22 protein-coding genes and 2 pseudogenes are annotated in these 20,991 nt (G+C 60.7%); 7 read left to right on the top strand and 17 right to left on the bottom strand.

Going from position 1 to position 20,991, the window contains the following annotated elements:
* The first annotated feature begins 11 nt into the window (after positions 1 to 11).
* Positions 12 to 248, top strand: a complete 237-nt coding sequence (locus BQ8482_RS09855) for a hypothetical protein (protein ID WP_123147252.1) — start codon at positions 12 to 14, stop codon at positions 246 to 248.
* A gap of 288 nt (positions 249 to 536) precedes the next feature.
* Here BQ8482_RS09855 and BQ8482_RS09845 read toward each other — a convergent pair whose 3' ends face one another.
* From BQ8482_RS09845 to BQ8482_RS09835, 3 genes are read right to left on the bottom strand one after another with little or no spacing between them, the layout of a single operon-like run.
* Positions 537 to 881, bottom strand: a complete 345-nt coding sequence (locus BQ8482_RS09845; RefSeq protein ID WP_244602717.1) for a c-type cytochrome — start codon at positions 879 to 881, stop codon at positions 537 to 539.
* Positions 882 to 907: 26 nt separating this feature from the next.
* Positions 908 to 3,145, bottom strand: a complete 2,238-nt coding sequence (locus BQ8482_RS09840; protein ID WP_123147250.1) for a xanthine dehydrogenase family protein molybdopterin-binding subunit — start codon at positions 3,143 to 3,145, stop codon at positions 908 to 910.
* Positions 3,146 to 3,155: 10 nt separating this feature from the next.
* A complete protein-coding gene (locus BQ8482_RS09835; protein WP_123147249.1) occupies positions 3,156 to 3,602 on the bottom strand; it encodes a (2Fe-2S)-binding protein in 447 nt (148 codons plus the stop codon).
* A 159-nt stretch (positions 3,603 to 3,761) separates the two neighbouring features.
* On the opposite strand from BQ8482_RS09835, the gene BQ8482_RS09830 reads away from it, so the two are divergent.
* Entirely contained in the window at positions 3,762 to 4,658 is an 897-nt protein-coding gene (locus BQ8482_RS09830) for a LysR family transcriptional regulator (RefSeq protein WP_123147248.1), read from the top strand.
* Positions 4,659 to 4,753: 95 nt separating this feature from the next.
* Here BQ8482_RS09830 and BQ8482_RS09825 read toward each other — a convergent pair whose 3' ends face one another.
* The 5 genes and pseudogenes from BQ8482_RS09825 to BQ8482_RS09800 form a co-directional block, all read right to left on the bottom strand.
* Entirely contained in the window at positions 4,754 to 5,506 is a 753-nt protein-coding gene (locus BQ8482_RS09825; protein WP_123147247.1) for a carboxymuconolactone decarboxylase family protein, read from the bottom strand.
* 29 nt (positions 5,507 to 5,535) lie between these two features.
* The gene (locus BQ8482_RS09820) at positions 5,536 to 6,000 is read right to left on the bottom strand and encodes a (R)-mandelonitrile lyase (protein WP_425294077.1); all 465 of its coding nucleotides are present in this window, start codon (positions 5,998 to 6,000) and stop codon (positions 5,536 to 5,538) included.
* 253 nt (positions 6,001 to 6,253) lie between these two features.
* On the bottom strand, positions 6,254 to 7,006 hold the full coding sequence (locus BQ8482_RS09810) for an SDR family oxidoreductase (protein WP_123147246.1): 753 nt from the start codon (positions 7,004 to 7,006) through the stop codon (positions 6,254 to 6,256).
* Positions 7,006 to 7,107: pseudogene (locus BQ8482_RS09805) on the bottom strand ((R)-mandelonitrile lyase); the annotation flags it as partial. The pseudogene BQ8482_RS09805 and the gene BQ8482_RS09810, both read right to left, overlap by 1 nt.
* A 38-nt stretch (positions 7,108 to 7,145) precedes the next feature.
* Positions 7,146 to 8,337 (bottom strand): annotated as a pseudogene (locus BQ8482_RS09800) (MFS transporter).
* Positions 8,338 to 8,810: 473 nt separating this feature from the next.
* Here BQ8482_RS09800 and BQ8482_RS09795 point away from each other — a divergent pair.
* Positions 8,811 to 9,227, top strand: coding sequence for an HD domain-containing protein (locus BQ8482_RS09795; RefSeq protein WP_123147245.1), 417 nt, complete (start codon positions 8,811 to 8,813; stop codon positions 9,225 to 9,227).
* Between the two features lie 47 nt (positions 9,228 to 9,274).
* On the opposite strand, the gene BQ8482_RS09790 is transcribed toward BQ8482_RS09795, so the two are convergent.
* Positions 9,275 to 9,685, bottom strand: a complete 411-nt coding sequence (locus tag BQ8482_RS09790; RefSeq protein WP_123147244.1) for a DUF427 domain-containing protein — start codon at positions 9,683 to 9,685, stop codon at positions 9,275 to 9,277.
* Positions 9,686 to 10,006: 321 nt separating this feature from the next.
* On the opposite strand from BQ8482_RS09790, the gene BQ8482_RS09785 reads away from it, so the two are divergent.
* The gene (locus BQ8482_RS09785) at positions 10,007 to 10,444 is read left to right on the top strand and encodes a CBS domain-containing protein (protein WP_123147243.1); all 438 of its coding nucleotides are present in this window, start codon (positions 10,007 to 10,009) and stop codon (positions 10,442 to 10,444) included.
* A 26-nt stretch (positions 10,445 to 10,470) separates the two neighbouring features.
* On the opposite strand, the gene BQ8482_RS37645 is transcribed toward BQ8482_RS09785, so the two are convergent.
* Complete coding sequence (locus BQ8482_RS37645; protein ID WP_133254726.1) at positions 10,471 to 10,671, bottom strand: hypothetical protein; 201 nt, start codon at positions 10,669 to 10,671, stop codon at positions 10,471 to 10,473.
* A 161-nt stretch (positions 10,672 to 10,832) separates the two neighbouring features.
* Here BQ8482_RS37645 and BQ8482_RS09780 point away from each other — a divergent pair, with 161 nt between their 5' ends.
* Positions 10,833 to 11,963, top strand: coding sequence for a site-2 protease family protein (locus BQ8482_RS09780; RefSeq protein ID WP_123147242.1), 1,131 nt, complete (start codon positions 10,833 to 10,835; stop codon positions 11,961 to 11,963).
* 214 nt (positions 11,964 to 12,177) lie between these two features.
* On the opposite strand, the gene BQ8482_RS09775 is transcribed toward BQ8482_RS09780, so the two are convergent.
* Complete coding sequence (locus BQ8482_RS09775; RefSeq protein WP_123147241.1) at positions 12,178 to 12,834, bottom strand: TerC family protein; 657 nt, start codon at positions 12,832 to 12,834, stop codon at positions 12,178 to 12,180.
* Between the two features lie 396 nt (positions 12,835 to 13,230).
* Here BQ8482_RS09775 and BQ8482_RS09770 point away from each other — a divergent pair, with 396 nt between their 5' ends.
* The gene (locus BQ8482_RS09770) at positions 13,231 to 14,340 is read left to right on the top strand and encodes a calcium:cation antiporter (protein WP_244602680.1); all 1,110 of its coding nucleotides are present in this window, start codon (positions 13,231 to 13,233) and stop codon (positions 14,338 to 14,340) included.
* A gap of 28 nt (positions 14,341 to 14,368) precedes the next feature.
* On the opposite strand, the gene BQ8482_RS09765 is transcribed toward BQ8482_RS09770, so the two are convergent.
* The 4 genes from BQ8482_RS09765 to BQ8482_RS09745 all read right to left on the bottom strand — a co-directional run bounded on the left by BQ8482_RS09765 (position 14,369) and on the right by BQ8482_RS09745 (position 18,364).
* Positions 14,369 to 14,824: an NUDIX hydrolase gene (locus BQ8482_RS09765; RefSeq protein WP_123147240.1), complete on the bottom strand. Its 456-nt coding sequence runs from the start codon at positions 14,822 to 14,824 to the stop codon at positions 14,369 to 14,371.
* Positions 14,825 to 15,510: 686 nt separating this feature from the next.
* Positions 15,511 to 16,281 carry a glycosyltransferase gene (locus BQ8482_RS09755; protein ID WP_425294076.1) on the bottom strand — a complete coding sequence of 257 codons (771 nt, stop codon included), beginning with the start codon at positions 16,279 to 16,281 and terminating at the stop codon, positions 15,511 to 15,513.
* A 43-nt stretch (positions 16,282 to 16,324) separates the two neighbouring features.
* Positions 16,325 to 17,140 (bottom strand): glycosyltransferase family 2 protein, encoded by an 816-nt coding sequence (locus BQ8482_RS09750; RefSeq protein ID WP_208867606.1) that lies wholly within the window; start codon positions 17,138 to 17,140, stop codon positions 16,325 to 16,327.
* Positions 17,141 to 17,248: 108 nt separating this feature from the next.
* Positions 17,249 to 18,364 (bottom strand): glycosyltransferase family 4 protein, encoded by a 1,116-nt coding sequence (locus BQ8482_RS09745; RefSeq protein WP_165848473.1) that lies wholly within the window; start codon positions 18,362 to 18,364, stop codon positions 17,249 to 17,251.
* Positions 18,365 to 18,592: 228 nt separating this feature from the next.
* On the opposite strand from BQ8482_RS09745, the gene BQ8482_RS09740 reads away from it, so the two are divergent.
* Entirely contained in the window at positions 18,593 to 19,510 is a 918-nt protein-coding gene (locus BQ8482_RS09740) for a sulfotransferase family 2 domain-containing protein (RefSeq protein ID WP_123147236.1), read from the top strand.
* An 18-nt stretch (positions 19,511 to 19,528) separates the two neighbouring features.
* Here the strand turns inward: BQ8482_RS09740 and BQ8482_RS09735 are convergent, their stop codons facing one another.
* Complete coding sequence (locus BQ8482_RS09735) at positions 19,529 to 20,104, bottom strand: sulfotransferase family protein (RefSeq protein ID WP_208867605.1); 576 nt, start codon at positions 20,102 to 20,104, stop codon at positions 19,529 to 19,531.
* 107 nt (positions 20,105 to 20,211) lie between these two features.
* The gene (locus tag BQ8482_RS09730) at positions 20,212 to 20,976 is read right to left on the bottom strand and encodes a sulfotransferase domain-containing protein (RefSeq protein ID WP_133254725.1); all 765 of its coding nucleotides are present in this window, start codon (positions 20,974 to 20,976) and stop codon (positions 20,212 to 20,214) included.
* Positions 20,977 to 20,991: the final 15 nt, after the last annotated feature.

Genomic DNA, 20,991 nt, shown 5'->3' with positions numbered 1-20,991 from the left:
TGGAGGCAGAAATGGCCGAACTGGAAAGACCCGAACGACTGCAGATCATGCTGACTGCTGATGAATTGGCTGCACTGGAAAACTGGCGTTTCGAAAGGCGCATGCCAAGCCGATCGGCAGCCGTCAGAGAGTTGCTGCGGCGAGGTCTCCACGCCGACGGATTTTTGATCGCGGCACAAGGTGCCAAGTCACAGGATTTTGGAATTCTGCCCAATTCCGGGATTGTTGATGGACCGTCTCGCGACTAAAGCGCGTCGCGTTCGACCGGCCTCACGCGACGCGCTTTAGGTTGTCGTTTTATGCATGTTGTTATCGCAAAACCGCTGCACACTTTTGCGCGACATGCATTGGCCGTCTCGCCAGATATGGCCGGCTTCAAAGTGGACTAAAGGTAACCGACGGCAAGCAGATGAAATGCTAGGCCGGCACAAACAGGCGCTACCCACGGTCGGTGGCGGCCTGGCCATCAATTACAGCCTCAAAAGTCGGGGGACACCGGGGAATCAAGCGCTGCCCGAACAGGCTCTGGCGCCGCGCTACATGCTGTTCAGGAATTCGATGATGGCGCGCCGCTCCTCGGCATTGTTGAAGCGCTGAACCATTCGTGTGCCGCCCACCATGGCAGTCGGATTCGCGAGGTAGGTTTCCAGCGTCTCGGGCGTCCAGGTGATGCCGGAGTCGCGCAGGGCGGGCGAGTAATTGAAGCCTTCGACGCTGGCGGCGGCGCGGCCGACGACGCCCTGCAGGTGAGGTCCGGCACCGTTCCGGGTGGTCGCGATCTGGTGGCAGGCCCCGCAGCGCTGCCGGAACAGGCGCTCTCCTGAACCGGGATCCGCCTCCTGGGCAACGGACAGATCCGTTGCCCAGGTTGCTGCAATCATCGTCAAGGCAGGTAGTACGAGATTCCTCATCCTTCCATGCCTTTCAGGTCGAGCTTCGAGAGGGGCAGGCTGCGGATACGCTGGCCCGTGAGCACCGAGGCGGCATTAACCACCGCCGGCGGCACGCCGGGCAGGCCAGGCTCGCCGATGCCGCCCATCGGCGCACCGCTTTCGACGATGCGAACATGCACGCGCGGCATGCGGTCTGGCGGCAGGATGGGATAGCCGTCGAAGTTGCGCGCCTGCGGCATGCCGTCGACATAGACGACTTCCTCCAAGAGCGCCGAGGACAGGCCGAGGGCGACCGCCGAGTTCACCTGCGCCTCGATGATGGCCGGATTGACGATGCTGCCGGGATCGATCGCCACCCAGACGTCGTGGACCACGACCGCACCGTCGCGCAGCGAGACCTCGGCGATCGTCGCCACCTCGCTGCCGAACGGCGACGCCATCGCGACGCCGCGCGCGCGGCGGCTGCCGTCCTCTGCCGCGAAGGGACCGCGCTTCCAGCCCCCGGACAGATCGGCGACTGCCTGCAGAAGATTGCTGTGGCGCGGGCTGTCCGCGAGAAGCTGCAGCCGCAGTTCGTAGGGGTCCTGCTGACCTGCGTCGGCCATTTCATCGAAGAACGTCTCGTAGAAGAAGTCGTTCATCGAATGACCAACCGACCGCCAGAAGCCGATGATCGCCGGGTCGTCGACGTGAACCTGGCCGACGCGCCGGTTCGGAATCGCATAGACTTTACCCGCGATGCCTTCGACGGCGGAGCTGTCCACCTTGTCCGGCTGGCGGCCGAACCAACGTCCTGTCGGACCTTCACCCACCGCAACGGCATCCAGAGCGACCGGCAAACCGTCGCCGTCGAGACCGGCGCGGAAACGGGCGACCCCCATTGGTCTCAACGTGTCGCGCAGGAATTCCTCCTCGCGGCTCCAGATGAGCTTGACGGGACGACCTGCCGCCTTCGCTAGCAGGATCGCCTGCGGGAACGGATTGGCCGTCTGATAGAGGAAATGCCGCCCGAAGAAGCCGCCGAGCATAGGGGAGTGGATGATCACCTTGCCCGGCTCGATGCCCGCGACCTTTGCAGCCTCGGCCTGGAACATCTCGGGCGCCTGGTTTGGGATCCAAAGCTCGAGAGTCCCGTCCGCATTCCAATGCGCGATCGCCGAGGGCGGCTCGAGCTGCCCGTGCACGAGGTAGGGAGCGTCATAGGTCGCCTCCACAATCCGCGCTGCGCCGGCAAGGGTGCCTGCGGCGTCGCCTTCCTGCTCGAAAGCGACGCCGTCTCCGGGTGTCGACTTCAACATTGCCTTGTGGGTCTCGGAGGAGAAATCAGCCGGCATGGCGCGAGGCGTTGCAGCCGCAGGCTCCGTCCAGGTCACCTGCAGAGCTTCCACCGCGCGGCGCGCTCGCCACCAGCTGTCGGCGACGACCGCCACTGCCCCAGGCAAGCGGTGAATCGAGTGCACGCCGGGCATGGCCTGAACCTCGGCCTCGTTCGTCAAGGCGCCCGGCTCCCCGCCGAGACGCGGGCTGTGCTGGACGGCGGCGTGAAGCATACCGTCCACCTTGAGGTCGATCGCATACTGCGCGCGTCCCGTCGACTTCTCGCGCCCGTCGAGCCGGCGAACGGGCTTGCCAATCCAGCGGAAATCGTCGCGAGATCGCAGCACGACATCCGTCGGTACCGACAGATCGGCGGCCGCATCGGCGATCTCGCCGTAAGGGATCGCCCGCCCGGACGCTGCATGGACCACGCGGCCCGGTTCGGTGGATAGCTCCGAGATGGACAGCCCGAGCCGCGCGGCCGCTGCCTGCAGCAGCATCTGGCGTGCCGAGGCGCCGAGCTTGCGCATGGTCTCGTAGCTCATGCGCACCGACATACTGCCGCCGGTGAAGCGGCCGCCGCCGGTCAGGAGATAATCGGGACCGGGAGGCGCTCCCTCGACCGTGAAGTTCACGGGATCGACATCCAACTCCTCACCGACAATCTGCGCCATGGCGGTGAAGATGCCCTGTCCGCCCTCGATGAAGGCACTGCGGAACAGCACGGTGCTATCAGGGCGGATTTCCAGAAAGGCACTGACGCGAGCTCCGGGCGTGATGGATGCGGCGGCCTGCGCCCGGGCGCTTCCGACTGGCACCGTGACGGATAAGACGAGCGCTGCGGCGCCACCGAGGAAGCTGCGGCGCGAGATGTTGAGCGGACCGTCCTCGCTGCCTGTGGACCAGTGGTTCCGACTAGGAGTCATGTCGTTCATGGTTTCCTCCTCACGCCTGGGCGGCCTGCCGGACGGCAGCCGAGATCGCGTTGTAGGTGCCGCAGCGGCAGAGGTTCACCATCGCGCCGGCGATGTCGTCCTCGGTGGGCTGCGCAGTCTGCTTGAGGAGCGCTGTGGCGGCCATCACCTGGCCGGACTGGCAGTAGCCGCATTGCGGCACCTGATTGGCGAGCCACGCCTCGACCACCTTACGGCCCTCGGTATCCTGCTCGATCGCCTCGATCGTCGTGATCGCCATCCCGACGACGCTGTCCACCGTCGTCACGCAGGATCGCGTGGCCTGTCCGTCGATCAGCACCGTGCATGCGCCGCACTGGGCGACGCCGCAGCCATACTTCGTGCCGGTCATACCCAGGGTTTCACGTACTACCCAGAGCAGCGGCGTATCCGGTTCGACGTCGACCTGAAATGTCGAGCCGTTAATGGTCAGTTCCATGGCCTTCACCTTTTGGTTCGCGAGAAAGCCAACACGACTGGCTGTTGGCTTGTCGGACCGGCAGGGTAGCCGCTCCCGATCAAGAGCATTAGGGTCGTTAATTCGCTTGCATTGATCGATGGGAGACATAAATCTTCAGCGATCAGTTTGGGAAACGGTATGGCCAAGGAAGACTTCAACGACCTTTTGTGGTTCCTGGCCGTTGCCGAGGAAAAGAGCTTCACGCGCGCCGCCGCAAAGCTCGGCATCACGCAGTCCACCCTCAGCCACACGATCAAGCGGTTGGAAACGCGTATGGGCATTAGGCTGCTCACGCGCACGACCCGCAGCGTGGCGACGACCGAGGCCGGCGAGCGCCTACGGCAGTCGCTTGCACCGCGCGTTGCGGAAATCGAAGCGGAGATCGCCTCGCTGATGGAGTTCCGCGATAAGCCTGCCGGAACAATCCGGCTGACCCTTTCGGATCACGCGTTCGACAGCCTCGTCTGGCCGAAGCTCAGGCCGGCGCTCGCAGATTATCCCGACATCAAGCTGGAACTCAGCATCGATAACGGGCTGCGCAACATCGTCGAAGATGGGTTCGACGCGGGGGTACGGTTGGGTGAAAGCGTCGAGAAGGACATGATTGCGATCCGCATCGGTCCGGACTGGCGCATGGTCGCGGTCGCGTCCCCCGACTATTTCGCCGAGCATCCTCCGCCTCGCCACCCGCAGGAGCTGATTGGGCACAACTGTATGAACATGCGCCAGACTCGTGGCGGCGGGCTCTATGCCTGGGAATTCGAGAAGGACGGTCATGAGCTTCGCGTCCGGGTGGATGGGCAGCTCACCTTCAACGCCTCCTACGCCATGGTCGATGCGGCTTTGAAGGGTTACGGCATCGCCTTCGTGCCGGAGGACCTCGTCGACCGTCACATCGCATCTGGCAATCTCGTGCAGGTGCTCGATGACTGGTGCCCGAAATTCCCGGGCTACTACGTCTATTACCCGAGCCGACGGCAGAACCTGCCGGCCTTCAAAGTCATCGTCGATGCCCTCCGCTATGGCGGGGCCTGAAAGCGCGGCGGCCTCCTCCAGCGGTCGCTCAACATGGCGGAAGCGTCATTTGATATGCCGGCCTGATCATCCGCTGACCTCGTGCCTTGCCGCCCTTAAGGGTTCGTACGCTTCTCGAAAATCTCCCGCGCGACCGGCGCTGCCGAAAATGCATTCGGCCAACCGGCATAGTATGCGAGATGGCTGATGACCTCCGAGGCCTCCTCGCGGGTCAGTCCGCTATCCATGGCGCGGTTCAAGTGGAACGGCACCTGAGCGACCTGGCCGGCAGAAATCAGCGCGCTGACCGTGACCAGGCTGCGGTCACGCGGCGCAAGGTCCGGGCGCAGCCACAGATCGCGGAACAGCACCTCGCGGGTGTCCCGCACCAGGCCCGGAGAGGCCGGGCCGGTGGTCTGCTCGACGCTCGCGGCACGCCGGGCCTCCTTTGCCTCATCGAGCGGAAGCAGCGTCGGGGCGGCTGCCGGAAGCTGGTTGGCGCCGATGCCTCGCTCGGCATAGACGGGCCTGGCCGCATCGACCGCCGCCATGGCATTGCCCCAGCCTGCGTAGAAGGCGAGATGCGTGATGATCTCTGAGAGTTCGGCGGGTTTGACCCCGTTGTCGAGCGCGCGGCGGATTTGCTCGGGCATTAGACCCGTCTGGTTGCGCGTAATGACGGCCGCGACCGTAACGACACTTCGGTCGCGCGCGGACAGGCCCGGCCGCGCCCAGAGCCCCTTCTCGAGAGTTTCCTGTTCATACCGCTCGAGAGCAGGCGCTACGACATCGTCATTGGCGCCTGAAGCTGCATTGCCGGCGACAGGTGCAACGGTCATGGCCAGCGCAAGAGCCGCAACGGATTTCATGATCTTCTCCTTACGTCTCGGGTTCGGGATCAGCGGTACTGGTCGTCGGTGACGGGCTCGAGCCACTCGACGACATTGCCGTCGCGCGCAGGCGTTATCGCGATGTGGCTCATGGAGCTTTCGGCGGCTGCGCCGTGCCAGTGCTTCACCCCGGGTGGGGTCGAAATGACGTCGCCGGGCTTGATGGCGATCTTCTCTCCGCCTTCTTCCTGGACCCAGCCCGCACCCGCCGTAACGATCAGCGTCTGGCCTGCCGGATGCGTGTGCCAGTACGAGCGAGCGGCCGGTGTGAACTCGACCAGGCCGCCGCCGGCACTGCTGTGCTCGTTGGGCGCGAACAGCGGCGTGACCGTGACGGTGCCGGTGAACGTTTCCGCAGGACCCGGAACGGAAACGCGTGACCCGTTGGGCGAGACCAGCATTGCCTGAGCCTGGGCGGCAGCGGAAGTGAGCAGCACCAGCGTCGTGGCAATCAAAGGCAGGGCATTCGTCATCGTCTTTTCTCCATTTCATGAGACGTTCAAGGGCCAGCGCACGGCAAGTCCTTCGGTCTCTGCGTCGCGCCGGACCGGTTGCTATACAGGCGCGTTCACCGTCGCCCGTCGGCCGCTAGTCAGACCCGAAGCAGCATTTTGGCAGCCCGCCGCCCATCCATGGCGCGGTAGGCATCCGCAACCTGGGCTAGCGGCAGTTCGGGATCGAAGACGCTGCTTGATCTTGCCCGTAACCACACGATCCATCCCCGCCTTACCAGGGCTGGTTTGCCGGCCCCACCGTGAACTCGTTGATGGTCGTGTCCTCGGGCTGGCCGATAGCGAAGGCCACGACATTGGCAATCCGGTCCGGCGAGATCCCGTATTTGTCATACGTGTTCTGCATCTGGTCGAGCATTTGCCTCTGGCTAATAGTGTTCAGCAGCTCGGTGTTGATCGCGGCCGGATAGATCGTCGCGGTGCGGATGTTCGTCCTCTCCATGGCGGACTCCATGCGCAGGACCTCCATGAAGTCGCGGACGAACCATTTTGTCCCGCCATACACAGCACCGCCTGGATAGGCCTTGAGCCCCGCAACCGATGACGTCGCGATGACATGCCCGGACTTCTGTTCGATGAAGGCTGGCAGTACTGCCGCGATGCCGTTCAGAACACCCTTGATGTTCACGTCGACCATCTGGTGCCAGTCGTCGGTCTTCAGTGCGGAGAGCGGCGAGTTCGGCATGAGCCCGGCATTCAGGAAGATGACATCGACGCGGCCGAACGTATCCTTGGCAAGCTTTACGACCGCGTCGTTGTCGGACGGTTTGGTTACGTCGAACTCCCTGTAGACGGCCTGACCACCGACCTTTCCGATCTCGTCGGCGATCTGCTTCAGTTTTTCCTCTCGCCGCGCGCCGAGCACGACCTTGGCACCCTTGCTCGCGAGCAACTTCGCCGTCGCTTCGCCGATGCCGGATGATGCGCCGGTGATAATCACGACCTTGTTCTTGATCGTATCGGTCATCACTGGTCTCCTTGGTATTGTTCGTCGGTAACGTGCTCCATCCAGTCCACGACTTTGCCGTCCTGGACTTCCTGGATTGCGATGTGGGTCATTGCCACGTCGCCGAGCAATGCCCGGCGACTGAGGGTGGGCGGCTTGATCATGGCAAAAACCTCGGGGTTGTGCGCCATGCGGCGAGGCCGAGCAGTGAGGAACCGCATAGCAGCGTCGCGCCGAACGCGAACGCGCCCCACCAACCGATCGTGTCGAAGAGCATTCCTCCGATCGCCGCGCCACCCGTGATGGCGAGCTGAATGGTGGCGACCTGGAGGCCGCCTCCCGCCTCCGCGTCGTCGGGCAGCGTACGGCTCAGCCACGTCCCCCATCCCACGGGGGCGGCGGTGCCGAAGAAGCCCCAGGCGAGGAGAAGCAGCGAAACGGGGATGGGCATTGATCCGAGGGCAATCAGCGCGACGGCAAGTATCGACATCACGAGCGGGATGACGACCAAGACGCTGAACAATCGGGTTCGCAACAGCCGTCCGATGCACCACGTGCCTGCAACACCCGCCAGGCCCATGACGAGGAGCATGGCGGAGAGCGCGGAAATGCCGAGTCCAGTGACGCCCTCAAGGAAGGGGCGTAGGTAGGTGAAGAGTGCGAACTGACCCATGAAGAGGAACAGGATCGAGGCCATGCCGAGCACGACCGCGCGGCGGCCAAGCAGCGCCAGCACGTTACCGGACGCCTTCCTTCCGCGCGGGGGGCAGCGGCGGCAGGCTGATCCATTGCCAGACGAGCGCCAACAAGCCGAGAGGCACGACGAGGAAGAAGGCGCCCCGCCAGCCGACATGGGCCCCGAGGAAGCTTCCCAGCGGAGCGGCAATCGTAGCTGCGATCGCGTTCCCGGCGTTCAGCATGGCGAGACCCTTCGGGACGCGGTCTTCCGATACGAGGCGCATGACGATCGAGGTCGATATCGACCAGAAGCCACCGATCGCCACGCCAAGCAGCGCACGGCCGACCATCAGCAACGCGAAGTTCGGCGCAAAGGTCACCGCGAGACCGGAAACGATCAGGAGCACCGTGAAGCCGGTCACGACAAGCTTGCGGTCGATCCGGCGCGTAAGGCCGGCGACCAGCAGGCTGGTAACCACGGCAAAGGCCCCAGAGATCGAGATGGCCTGGCCTGTCCGGCCCTCTGTGATGCTGAGATCCACTGCGATCGGAGAGAGCAGGCTGACCGGCATGAACTCCGATGCAATCAGCACGGCGACGCACAGCGCCATCGACAGCACCGCGCCCCACGCCGTGCGGTCATCCAAAATCCGGGTGTCGTAGGTGGTTTCCATGATAGGCGTCCTGACAAGCGCAGGCGGCTCGTTCACGCCGCCAGCTCACCGCTCGCCCTGGAAATAGCGTCCCTATGTCGATCGCATTAGACCGATCAATCCACTTGGACTTATCGATCCAGGCCATGAATGGCCACTGGAAACCATCCCCCTCTTCTGTATAGGTGAAGAACGGTCATGCGCGCCGGCAGAGGCTTCTGCAAGGCGGCGGGTCTCCACTCAGCCTTGCCTACGACGCTTCGCCGCAAGAAATCGCATTGCATGTCGGCTGCTTTGATGAGCCCGGCAACCTGGTGTAATACAACTATAGGTTGATGCAGCGGCTTGGCTGGGTTTGCTGCGGGATTGGCCTGCCGCACCGTGGGACAAAGGAGCAATGGTGGGTCCCAGTACTGGTCTCGTCGAATGGAACTCGGCAGCGAATTGACGATTAAATCAAGGAATCTCATCGGAACAACGCAAGGATTCACACGATGAGCGTGCTTTACCGTGCGGCAAAAATCGCCGAACAAGCTCATGCCGGGCAGGCGGACAAGACCGGGCGGCCCTATATCGAGCATTGCCGCCGGGTCGTTGACGCCGTCGAAACCCTCGACCAAAAGGCCGTTGCCTACCTTCACGACGTGCTTGAGAAAAGCGACGATTGGGACCGCGATCGGCTCGAGGCGGCTGGTTTTGGAACATCCATCGTGTCGGCAGTCGATGCCATGACACGCCGGCCGGACGAGGACGACCTCGCTTTCGTGCGCAGAGCAGCAGCCAACCCATTGGCGCTGCCGGTCAAGCGCGCAGATCTTACCGACAATCTGTGGCAGGCACGGCAGATTGGCGCGTCGACATCGAAATATGAAGACGGGCTGCGAGTCCTCGACGAAGAATTCTCCGAATGACGGAGAGATTGGTGTGATCGGCCGATATGGGAACTTCAAGCGACGCTCTATTCGGGGATGTGAGGCGTATGTCGCTTGTCCTCGGCAGGATCGGCATCGATCCGCGCTTTGTCGGGATCGAAGGCGCCATGGCGGGCGATGGCCAATGCCGGCGTGTCGGGCGTCTCGTAGGCCCACATGAAGTCGTCAGCCGCTCCGCCGACCGCGTGGACCCGCCAGTAACTCGCCGTGCCCTTCAGCGGGGAGTGCGTTGTGGTGTTCGTCTTCTCCAGCAGGTCGAAATAGATATCCTCGAAAGGGATATAGAAAACGGGATCATGTCCTTCTTCGTGAAGCACTTTTGCCCGCTCGGTTGAGGCGACGATCGCGTCGGAGAACCTGACCGTCACGGTTCCATTGAACGGGGTGATTGTAAGCGCGCCGGGATGGCGGGCGGAATTTGCGGCTGAGGGCTGCATTCGAATTCTCCGTTGGCTGGAGTTGTCTCCTGGAACGTCGTATCGCCCATCGGGGTTCCAGTTTGGCCGGTCGTTGGCGTTTGTCGTTGCCGCGGCAGTTACGGCCATGGGCGCAGTGAAGCGCGGCCGTTGTGTGGTTCGACTTCGCGTCAAAGACATACCGCAACGTCCCCGCGACGCGGGCCTTCTCAGCCTTCCGGCTGCAGGTGAAAAACCTCTGCGGGGCATTCAGATTCAAGGGAACGTTACCGCCGAAGAGTTCGTTTCCTAGGTCAACACCAAAACCGGCGGCGGGGCTTCGCAAGTTAAAGGGAGATTGCCATGAAAGTCGGCAACTGCATGACGAGGAATGTCCAGGTCGCGAACCCCGAACAGTCCATCCGCGAAGTAGCGCAGATCATGGGCAAGCTTGACGCCGGAGTGATGCCCGTGGGCGACCACGACCGGCTGGTCGGGATGATCACCGATCGTGATATCGCGATCCGCGGCGTAGCATTGGGTAAGGGACCTGACACGAAGGTGCGTGATGTCATGAGCCCGGAGGTAAAATATTGCTTCGATGACGAAGACGTCGAGCATGTGCTTGAAAACATGGGCGACCTGCAGGTACGTCGGCTTCCGGTTCTGAACCGCGACAAGCGGCTCGTCGGCATCATCTCTCTTGGCGATCTCGCGACGAGTAGCGAAGCGGCAGAAGCGGGAGAGGCTTTAAGCGACATCTCGAAGCCGGGCGGCGAGCATTCGCAGACTGCTCACTGACTGACGCGCGACACGTCAGCGCCAGGTCAACGTATCTTGTTTCGCGGTGCGTCGGCCAACGCCGACGCGCGGCCGGGCGCCTGCATTGCGATGTTTTTCGGCAAAGGTTCAGGAACAATCCATGGATGACAATCCGAAGCAGCATGTCCTTCAGCGCCGAGAAAGCGCGACAGGGCGAAATGGCCGTGCAGACTCGGACTCATCGGATCACGATGGCGCACGTTCACTGGGATGTCATGTCGTGATAAACTCTTCTTGCGACGGGACGCGCGACACCAAGGCGGGTATCAGTCGCAGACGATGAGCTTGAGCGCCTGATGTTCTCGAACGATTGCAAGCGTCCTGCCAAAGCTTCTTGCGAAGGTGGGGCCTCTCGGAGTGGACAGATTTGGGTTGGTCGCTGAACCTCGGGACGATCGCCGGCACCACCGTGCGCGTTCACTTTACCTTCCTGCTTCTGCTCGTCTGGATTTGGCTGACGCACTATCAGATCGGCGGCACGCCAGCCGCCTGGGAAGGCGTAGCCTTCATCATTGCCGTCTTTGCCTGCGTGGTCCTGCATGAATTCGGCCACATCGCCGCCGCACGGTATTTCGACATCAGCACGCCGGATATTACGCTTTTCCCGATCGGCGGCGTGGCCAGGCTGGAACGCATGCCCGAAGAGCCGGGGCAGGAGTTCGTGATCGCGGTCGCGGGGCCGCTGGTCAATGTCGCGATCGCCGCGCTGATCTTCGTCTTGCTCGGCGGGTCGGCGGGTGTCGAACAGATGGCCGGGATCGAGGATCCGCGTATGAATTTTCTCGCCAGGCTTGCCGGGGTCAATGTCTTCCTGGTCCTTTTCAACATGATCCCGGCCTTCCCGATGGATGGCGGCCGTATCCTGCGCGCCGCCCTCGCCGCCCGCCTTTCCTGGTCGCGCGCCACCCAGATCGCCGCCACGATCGGGCAAGGATTGGCCTTCGTCTTCGGTTTCGTTGGGTTGTTCTACAACCCGCTGCTGATCTTCATCGGCATCTTCGTCTATCTCGCCGCGGCAGCAGAAGCGCAGAACGCACAGATCCGCGAGGTTGCCACAAGCGTCCTGGTCGGTGACGTGATGATCACCGAGTTCGCCCGGCTGGAACGGTCGGCGACGCTCGACGAGGCAATCGAGATGCTGCTCTCGACCACGCAGCACGACTTCCCTGTCATCGACTCCGCCGGCCACCTTGAGGGATTGGTGACACGCAACGACATGATCCGGACATTGAAGGAAAAGGGGCCTGCTGAACCGGTCGCGAGCGCAATGCGGAACGATATCCCGAAAATACACTACCGCAAAAGTCTCGAGGAAAGCCTGCGGCTCATGCAGCAGGCAGATGTGCCAGCTATCGCCGTCGTGGACAATTCCGACCGGCTGGTCGGGCTCATGACACACGAAACCATAGGCGAAATGCTTATGGTCCGCTCGGCGGTTTCGGATGCCTTCCGATTTGGTCGTTTGCGTGGGAGCAAACCGCGACTCACACGGATCTGAGCAGGAGGATGTTCTTTCTACCGCCGGATCGGGTGAGTGCGCTCTAAAGCGCGTCGCGTTCGACCGAGCTCACGCGACGCGCTTTAGGTTGTTGTTTTATGCATGTCGTTATCGCAAAACCGCTGCACACTTTTTCGCGACATGCATTAAATCGTAGGGGAGCGATAAGCAGAAATCGGCCGGAACGAGGTCGTTCCGGCCCATTTTCTGTGTCTCAAACGCCCGCGACGTGAGGCAGAAGTTCAAGCGCACCGCGATAGATCATGTCGGCAGCCACGTAGAGAATGATCACTAGGCCGACATAGGCAATCCAACGGTGCTTCTGAAGCAGATTGGCAATGAGGTTTGCGGCAATGCCCATCAGCGCGACGGAGAGGACAAGGCCGAAGATCAATACGTTTGGATGTTCGCGCGCAGCACCCGCTACCGCCAGAACATTGTCGAGCGACATCGAGACGTCGGCGATGATGATCTGCCAGGTTGCCTGCGCCAGGGTCTTGCGTGGAGCTTTGCCAGCTACGATGCCATCGTAGTCGACATCACTTTCCGAAAGCGCTTCGATCGCCTGTGTTTCCTGCGCATGGTTTTGCCGGAGTTCGCGCCACATCTTCCAGCACACCCACAACAGCAATATACCGCCAGCCAACAACAGGCCGACGATCTGCAGGAGTTGGGTTGTCGCGGCCGCAAAGCCGATGCGCAGAACGGCCGCTGCGATGATACCAACGACGATTGCGTTTCTGCGCTGCTCTTTGGGTAGTCCGGCCGCGGCAAGGCCGATAACGATGGCGTTGTCACCGGCCAGCACCAGGTCGATCATGATGACCTGCAAGAGAGCGGTCATTGCTTCAGGACTAAAAAATTCTGTCATACGGCACCCTTGCGTTCAGCTAGGGGTGACGCGGCTTGCGAGCATAACCGTAGAGCAACGCGGACACCGCGTATGACAAGAGAAATGCTGCTACAGCTGAAGAAATCTCAAAGCCAGGCCACCCGGATTGAATTCCAGTCCGACATCACAGTCCTGATGGACTGCCAGAGGGGCCCGGCCTGGTAGCACCTAGCTATTGCCCTAAGCGCAAAAACTCAAGGGCTTAATTGTGATTCGGCACATGCGGCATCGAGCTCGGCAGTTTCGTTGCGCCAAGTCGATTGAGCACGCGGCCATTGAACGGACAGGCAGCCGCAAGTACACTGATACGGTGGGCCTCGGTCCGTTTCTGGAATACCCGATCTGCGGCCGTCGATGGCGATGAGGAAATCCGTCTTGGCTGTTCATCGACGACCGATCGGCCAATATCTGTTCCCAATCGGCTCCTTGGGCCTGGCCGCCCTAGTTCATTTCGGCGCCGCGTCGATGGAGCCTTCGCTGCTTTCGATCAAGATCCTTGCGTTGATCGTGGTCGCTATCTTCATCTTCGCGACCGTGTTTGTGGTTTTGCATCATGCCGAAGCCGTCGCATGGCGGCTCGGTGAACCTTATGGCACGCTGCTGTTGACATTTTCGGTGACGGCCATCGAAGCATCGGTCATCGTTTCGATGATGCTGCATGGCGAGAACAACCCGACGCTGGCACGCGAGTCCGTGTTTTCGACGGTCATGATCGTGTGCACTGGTGTGGTCGGGGTCTGCCTCACCCTGGGTGGGCTGAAGCATCGATATCAGGACATCAAACGACAGGGCACCAGCGCTTCCCTTGCCGTCATTATGGCGCTGACGGTTCTTACGCTGATCCTTCCAAACTACACTCTTGCAACAAGCCCCGGTGCGTTCTCCGCATCGCAACTCGCTTTCGTGAGCGTTCTTTCAATCCTCCTCTATGGAGCGTTCGTCTTTGCCCAGATGGTGCGCCATCGGGGCGATTTTATTGAGGATCTGACGTCCAGCGCCGAACATGAGGAGCATGTATCTGAGGGTGGGAAAGTGACCACCAACGTGCTCCTTTTATTTATCGGACTGGCAGGGATCGTTCTTCTGACCGAGCAGGTGGCCGGCAGCATCGAGGATGGGCTCGCGTTTCTTCATGTTACCCAGGCGGACGCAATCGTGGGCTTCTTCGTCGCTGCGCTTGTGCTTATGCCGGAGGCGGTATCGGCGGTTCGGGCAGCGCTCAATAACGAACTTCAGCGAGGGCTGAATGTCGCCCTCGGCTCGGCCTGCGCCACAATCGGCCTGACAATCCCGGCGATCGGTGCGGCGAGCCTACTCACAGGACGAAGCCTGACTCTTGGTCTGGGCCCGGGGGATACCGTGCTTCTCATCCTCGCGCTTGCCATCAGCATCGTGAGCTTTGGGACGGGCCGAACAACGATGCTGACGGGGCTCGTTCATCTCGTCGTGTTTGTCGCCTATCTGTTCCTTATCTTCGTGCCCTAGGAAGATGTCGGTCGGCCATTGGGTCGACCTAGACAGACACCACAAGCCGGTCGAGAAAAGGCCGCTGGCCGACAAGCAGCTTTTCCCGGGCCATATCGAGGCCGAACCACCCTGCGCGATCGATCTCTGGAAACAATTGTATGCGGCCGCTGCGCGGCGGCCATTCCATCTCGAACATGTTGCTGCGCAGGCTGCCGGCGTCGAAATCGCCTTCGACGCCGAAGGCCGTAATGAGCTTGCCGCCGCGCTGGCGCAGTTCTCCCAGCGGAAGCAGTGCTGCCTTGAGCTGCCAGCCGGTTTCCTCCACGAATTCGCGACGCGCCGCAGCTTCCGGCTGTTCGTCATCACCATACTCGCCCTTTGCAATCGACCATGCGCCAAGATCGCGGCTTTGCCAGAACGGCCCGCCCGGATGGACAAGCAACACCTGCAGTTCGTTGGTCGATCTGCGGTAAGGCAGAATGCCCGCACTTCTTTTCGCCATCGCTTCAAGCCTCCTGAATCCAGCCTATCATCGCAGGTAGGCTGAACGGGATGTTCCGTTTGTCGATAGACTGCCCTGCCCTGTGTCGATGCGACTGGCTACACCCCATCAATACGACACGAAACGATCTAGCACCCCGCTTTTCAAAGACGATCTCGATATCGTCCTCTGGGGCTGCGGCCCCGTCCCGTCTCATCGGGCCGATTGGGTCCAACAGGCATCGGGGCGCCAATAGCCTCAGACGTGATCCTCAGAAAATCACAGTAGCGAGTGCAAACTCATTCGATCTGGAGTGGCCAGCGATCCGCGAACAAATGCCGCAACAACGACGAAGCAGTTGCTGGCTTGGTGCAGCAGACGCTGTGCCAACGCCAAGCGCTAAATGGCCCTGATCAGCCGGAGCAGAGAGAGCATCTCGAGAGAGTCTCCTTGCGAAAGGCGACGCAGGTCGGCTCTCCCACACCGTGGAATCGGCGTTTGAAGCCTGGCCCTGCGGATTGAACCGGGGTGCGATTGGCCCAAGGCGATTCATTGGCGCGCTGCAAAGCACGCCGCCAAAAGTGGCTTTTCGACAACCCGCTCGTTCGATTTCGACCAGGCACGCGCGGTCTGTTCACAGATCTGCACAACCGCACGTTGCCGGAGCCCCGACGAAACGTCTGATATAGTCGAGCCGATCGGTCGGATTAGCTGCCGGCTCGCCGAGCGCGAAGAGACGCCTCTGTCTGATCGGCATTACCCAAGAATTCGTCGCGTTCGGCTATCCACAGATCCGCATAGTCGACATTTTGCCACTCGGCAAACCACGGACCGCCGCTTGTATAGTGGACCGCCTTGGGTGTGCCAAGCGCCGGCTTTTCGTTCCAACCTTCAAGCCAATTCCACTCTACTGGCAACGAGCCCAGGTCCTCATCGGCGACCCACTGCATTCGATGGAGGTAGGCACCACTTTCGCGGTTCACGACCTCTGGCGTAAGCGATTTAACCGAAGGGTGCGCGCAATTGAACAGCATCAGCGAGGACCAGTTTTTTCGTGGGTAGGATGTCTGGACCACGCCGTCCATCTTGGTGGTGGCCTTCGGCGTATAGTCATGCTGGACGCAATAGACCGCCTTGTTCGACTTCGTGTATTCCAGCAAACCTGCGATGTCACCGAGCCACAGGAAGTCGCAATCGCAGAACAAAGCCCAACCCGTGTAGTCGGCGAGAAAAGGCGTGAGAAACCGCGTATAGGTGAACTCTGTTGACGCGAGCGGATCTTTTTCCCTCCAATACAGTTCACGAGCACGCAGTTCGTCCTGTTTGATGGGAATGACGGAGACAGGCACTGAAGCGTTTTTAAGCAGAGAGTGCCGCGCTACGTCGTAGGCGATTGGCTCACGGCTGTCCCATCCAACGAATACCCTAAACGCATCAGTCATATTCAGTACCTTGGCTCCTGATTTCAAAACGGTCATACCCTAGCTGTCTGGCAACAACTCGGCAACAATGGTGCAGAAATTAGCCAGGGCGATTTCTGAATCTCACGGATTTGCCTTTCACCTCGGTCCGGCTTTTTTCGGCGGATTTCGTCTCGCTGCCCAATGCGACAAGCGCCCACTTCTGATAGGTGTAGCTGGCCGAATAAGCAGCGACCATCGCACCGGTCGAACCATCCAGAAATCCCAGCTTGAAAACATAGCTGTTCATATAGGCCCAGGCCGAGCGGAAGACCGCCTTGCTTATCGAGCTTTTTCTGCCCTCGGCAAGCAGCCGCGCCGCGGACGCTTCTGCGTATCGGCCGATCTTGTCATGCGCGTCTGCCAGGTCGGCGATGGAGTCATGCTCCATAGAGTGGGACAAGCGTGTAACCTTCCCATTCACCACAACTTTCTCGTGCACCGTGTCGTTGCTGAAGCGCCCGGACTGTCGACGGAAAAGCCTGAGCACCAGATCGGGCGACCAGCCGCCATGGCGGACAATGTGCCCACAAAAGCGGGATCTTCTTGGTATTTCGAAGCCGTCATAGTCTTTTGGGTTGGCGATAGCGGCTCTGATTTCTGCAGCCAGCGGTGGCTCGACCCATTCGTCGGCATCAAGCGAAAGGACCCAATCCCCTGTCGCCGCGGCGAGGGCACGGTTTTTTTGCGCGCCGAAACCGGGCCAATCGAGGGTGATCAGGACCTTGGCCCCGAGTCCACTGGCGATGTCCCTGGTTTGATCGGTGCTGTTATTGTCGAGAACGACGATTTCGTCGGCAAAATGTACCGAGCGAAGGCAACGGGCAATGCACGCTTCCTCATTGCGGCTGATTATGATGACTGAGAGCGCCGGCACGGTCAGACGGTTCCGGCATCAAAACTGCTACTGTTGTTCAAATGAAACTGCCCCCCGGCCTGTTGGCACTTCGAGTGATACTAACGGATTCAAAAAAAATGTCGAAAATTATTTCAGGTCGAGACCTTCGTAGAGCGCTATCATTCTCCTGATCATGACGTTGAAATCGTAGTGTTCGGCCGCCGCTCTGACCTTGGCCGCGGTCTCAGGCCGTGACGACAGCTGCAACGCGCGGGCAAGCCCGGCGGCGAGCTCGTTTACGGTGGCTGCGTCACAAACAAGCGTCGGCTCGAACCGATCGACAAGCTCGCGCGCCCCACACCCGGTGCTTACCACGGCGGGCAAGCCGCTGGCCATGGCTTCGATCACCACTGTGCCGAATGGATCATAAATGGAAGGCAGCACGGCAATGTCGGCCGCGCCGTACCATGGCAAGGTGTCTTTCTGCGGCCCCAGCATCCTGAGCCTTGCGCCAAGACCAAGTCTGTCGCCGGCCTGCTTGAAGGCATTGGCGCGCGAATCGTGGCCAATGACCCACACCTCCGGCTCACCGTCCAGCGTGGCGACAGCCTTCATCAATGGAAGAAGTCCTTTTCGCGCAAAACCCGAGCCTACGAAGAGAACGACCGGCCTGTTATCCTCAACATTGAGCTGCGCGCGGACCGCGGCCCGATGCCGTTGTCGCAACTCCAGGTTGAAGCGATCCAGGTCAACCCCGTTGGGAACATGGTGCACACGTTCCGCGGGATAGTCGTAGTGACGGACAATGTCCTCAGCCACCATTTTCGAAATGGCAATCACAGCTTTTAGCCGCGGGCTGGCATAGGTTGTGCGTTCAAGACGCAGCGTCTGGCGATGAAAGGGACTCAGCGCCATCGCTGCCCTGCCAAGCCGCGTCTCGAAACGCCGCCGCTCGGCAAGATAGGCGGCATGAACGCCTTCCCCGGCCCGGAAGACATCGCAGCACGGAAGGCGATCGTTGCTCTGCACCAGGGCCGGCGGCATTTCGGCGATCTTGCGGCATGCAGCTCGAGCAAAGGATGTCGCCCGCAGGGAGCGGGGAAAGCGGCGACCGGCACAATGGATGAATTCTATGCCCTCGTATCGCGGCCAGTCGCCGGACAGCACGGCCACCGGCCGTTGACGCGCCGCGAACGCCGCCATGATGTTTTCCAGCATGATCTCGCCTCCGCCGAAAGGCGCATAGCGCTGGCGTACGAACACAATAGGCGTCTTCGGTTCAGATTGAACCGGTTGATCATGCTGTGACAAATCCATGCGATCTCGCTACGCCCTTTTGCACCACGATTAAGCTTTCGAACTTGGCGGGACTTTCTTCGCAGTCTATTAAGCGCAGCAAGCCGGTCCTGGATAGGGGCAATTCGCTATAGTTCTGCGTGGTTGCGGCTATGCCACGACTGGTAGACTGCTTTCAAGGCGAGGGTTTTGCCGATGACCACCAGCCATGTTTCGCCCGCCGACACGGTCATCTCGGGCAAACGCAAGATCGGCGTGATCCGCCGCCTCGAGCGCTCGTTGCGACCAGGACTGCGAAATCTTCGCGGTCTGGTCAAGGAGCCGTTTCTTGCCTGGGCGCATCCGGAAGCGCTCGATTTTTACCGCAGAGCCATGGAAACCGCATATCTGCCGGACGACCTGATCGACGTAGTCCCACAACTCAAGATCCTGTACCTCGCCACGCCAAAGGCGGCGAGCAGCCGCATTCGCAGCAACCTTGCAGCCATGATCGGCAACGACACCGTGTCGGGGTGGCGCAGCGACCAGAACTGGAAGGTGCACAACCGAAAGGCGTCGAACTTGCAGGCGCCTCGCCATGGCGTCGTGCAGTTCTATCGCATGGCCACAAGTCCCGAAGCCTTGCGATTTACCTTCGTTCGCAATCCCTATACAAGGCTGTTGTCGTGCTGGGCCGACCAATATCGCGACCGTCCCCTAGTGCCTGGTTATGGCAGGGTGGAGGTCTATCTAGCCCACCGCGAAAGGGCTGATCCGGCGCTGCCTGTCGGTGCTGACAAGAGCCTGTCCTTTGCAGATTTCGTCGCCTTTGCCTGCACGACGTCCACATGGCGCATCGACAAGCATTGGCAGAGGCAAAGCGACATCGTCGACCTTCCAGGCGTTGCGTTCGACCTCATCGGCAAGACCGAGACTTTCGCAAAGGATTTCGAACGGGTTCTCGATCATGTCGATGCGAGCGACGAGGTAAGACGCGCGGCGATGCCACCTCTGCACACCTCCTCGCGCCGCAGGCTTGCCGACTATTTCACGCCAGAACTGGCTGACACCATCTATCGTGCGTATGAGAGCGACTTCGATCAGTTTGGCTATGCGCGCGCGCTTCCAGCGTAAAGCGGTCGCGCCGCCGTCTCAAAGATATCCGAACGCCTGCATCAGGGATTTCCCACGCCCCTCGGTAAGCTCCATCAATTCCTGCTGACCCAGTTCGGTCTTCCAGCGGCCGCGGCCATCGTAAATTGGCTGGTTCACCTGCTGGTTGCGCAACGCGGCATGTTGGGGCTGCGCATCAAGTGTGAACCATCGTTGCGGGCTCCGATGATAGTCGAGCAAACTCTGGTCGAACGACAATCCCAGGAAGGTGCAGATCTTTTCGATGGTCGCTTCCGGGTCATCGACAAGATCTTCGTAGCGGTAAATCAGGACGTCCGTGCTGCCGCGCTCGGCAAGCACCATTGTGTTGTCCGAAATCCAGCGATCCAGGCTCTCGGTCGCATCGCCAAGCCGCCTGGTCAGCGAAGCAACGGTATCGCGCCCATCGCGTACCGGCATCACGAACTTCGCGCCCGGCACCAGGCGTCGTATCCGGTCGACACGCCTGATATGACGCGGTGTCTTTTCAAGCAGCACCGACTTGCCCGCCCCAATGGCCGCCCGTTTCAGCTTCGAGTAGCGATACAGCGCAAGTGGAGCCCATTTGAAAAACACGTTGGTTTCTTCGAATGGCAAAAAGACATCGGCATGCGAAGCAAGAATCGTCGCTATCAGCGTGGTGCCGCTATGTCCGCATCCGCAGACAAAGCCTTTGCATCGGATCAATTCACACCTGCCCTGTCGTCGGCATAAGATATGCCATGCCGCTGAAAGGCTTCATCGAGCCGCTTCCAGTAATCGAGCCGCGCAAGCACATTGTCACAAAAGGCTACATCATCCGCGCTGAGGTAGTCCAAATACCCGCCGACCTTACCTTTTCGAACCTTGAAGCTTTCCGGGTCGTCAGGATTGCGCGGTTGCAATCTTCCGCCATAGCGCGCACCCAGCTCTCCTGAGATTTCAGATTGCTGCATGCGTTTGAACGATCTGCTGACGGCAACATCGGCAAGCTGGGACTCCTCAAAAGGTTTCCCCAAAAATTTCCCGATGCTGCGCAATGCGTCGTTTGTATCCCGCTGCACATCTTCATAGCGCAGAAGCGCAATCTTTCGCATGTGACTTGCGGCTGCGAACCACTGCAGGTTGAAAAGGGCAATCTTCTCGACACCGTGTTTGGGGCTTCTTATACAATCGCCGATCGGACCTGCTTCCAGCCCATGGCGTTTGTTGACCTGAAAATATCCAGAAACCGCGGTGTCGCGGGGGTCTCGCGTCAGGAACAGAATCCGCTGCCGTTTGTAACGAGACTTGTCGGGGCTGATCTGCGCAATGTCACGCAGATCCTTGTGGTCGGAACCATCGTGCGTGTAAGCCGCATCGACGCCCAGATCGTCAAGCATTACTCGCAGCCAGGTCCGCCCGGATTTGGGAAACGAGACGACAAGGAGGGGCGGCTTTCTTGCAAAAAAGTTGGAAAACAAACTCAACTTGCGGACTCCGAT

Source organism: Mesorhizobium delmotii (assembly GCF_900149755.1).
GTDB classification, from domain to species: Bacteria; Pseudomonadota; Alphaproteobacteria; order Rhizobiales; family Rhizobiaceae; genus Mesorhizobium; species Mesorhizobium delmotii.
This window is presented reverse-complemented; position numbering and strand designations above follow the sequence as displayed.

Excerpts from the sequence above, each read along its gene's own strand:
- BQ8482_RS09855 (WP_123147252.1), top strand. The coding sequence starts at position 12 with ATGGCCGAACTGGAAAGACCCGAACGACTGCAGATCATGCTGACTGCT.
- BQ8482_RS09845 (WP_244602717.1), bottom strand. The coding sequence starts at position 881 with ATGATTGCAGCAACCTGGGCAACGGATCTGTCCGTTGCCCAGGAGGCG.
- BQ8482_RS09840 (WP_123147250.1), bottom strand. The coding sequence starts at position 3,145 with ATGAACGACATGACTCCTAGTCGGAACCACTGGTCCACAGGCAGCGAG.
- BQ8482_RS09835 (WP_123147249.1), bottom strand. The coding sequence starts at position 3,602 with ATGGAACTGACCATTAACGGCTCGACATTTCAGGTCGACGTCGAACCG.
- BQ8482_RS09830 (WP_123147248.1), top strand. The coding sequence starts at position 3,762 with ATGGCCAAGGAAGACTTCAACGACCTTTTGTGGTTCCTGGCCGTTGCC.
- BQ8482_RS09825 (WP_123147247.1), bottom strand. The coding sequence starts at position 5,506 with ATGAAATCCGTTGCGGCTCTTGCGCTGGCCATGACCGTTGCACCTGTC.
- BQ8482_RS09820 (WP_425294077.1), bottom strand. The coding sequence starts at position 6,000 with ATGACGAATGCCCTGCCTTTGATTGCCACGACGCTGGTGCTGCTCACT.
- BQ8482_RS09810 (WP_123147246.1), bottom strand. The coding sequence starts at position 7,006 with ATGACCGATACGATCAAGAACAAGGTCGTGATTATCACCGGCGCATCA.
- BQ8482_RS09795 (WP_123147245.1), top strand. The coding sequence starts at position 8,811 with ATGAGCGTGCTTTACCGTGCGGCAAAAATCGCCGAACAAGCTCATGCC.
- BQ8482_RS09790 (WP_123147244.1), bottom strand. The coding sequence starts at position 9,685 with ATGCAGCCCTCAGCCGCAAATTCCGCCCGCCATCCCGGCGCGCTTACA.
- BQ8482_RS09785 (WP_123147243.1), top strand. The coding sequence starts at position 10,007 with ATGAAAGTCGGCAACTGCATGACGAGGAATGTCCAGGTCGCGAACCCC.
- BQ8482_RS09775 (WP_123147241.1), bottom strand. The coding sequence starts at position 12,834 with ATGACAGAATTTTTTAGTCCTGAAGCAATGACCGCTCTCTTGCAGGTC.
- BQ8482_RS09765 (WP_123147240.1), bottom strand. The coding sequence starts at position 14,824 with ATGGCGAAAAGAAGTGCGGGCATTCTGCCTTACCGCAGATCGACCAAC.
- BQ8482_RS09755 (WP_425294076.1), bottom strand. The coding sequence starts at position 16,281 with ATGACCGTTTTGAAATCAGGAGCCAAGGTACTGAATATGACTGATGCG.
- BQ8482_RS09740 (WP_123147236.1), top strand. The coding sequence starts at position 18,593 with ATGACCACCAGCCATGTTTCGCCCGCCGACACGGTCATCTCGGGCAAA.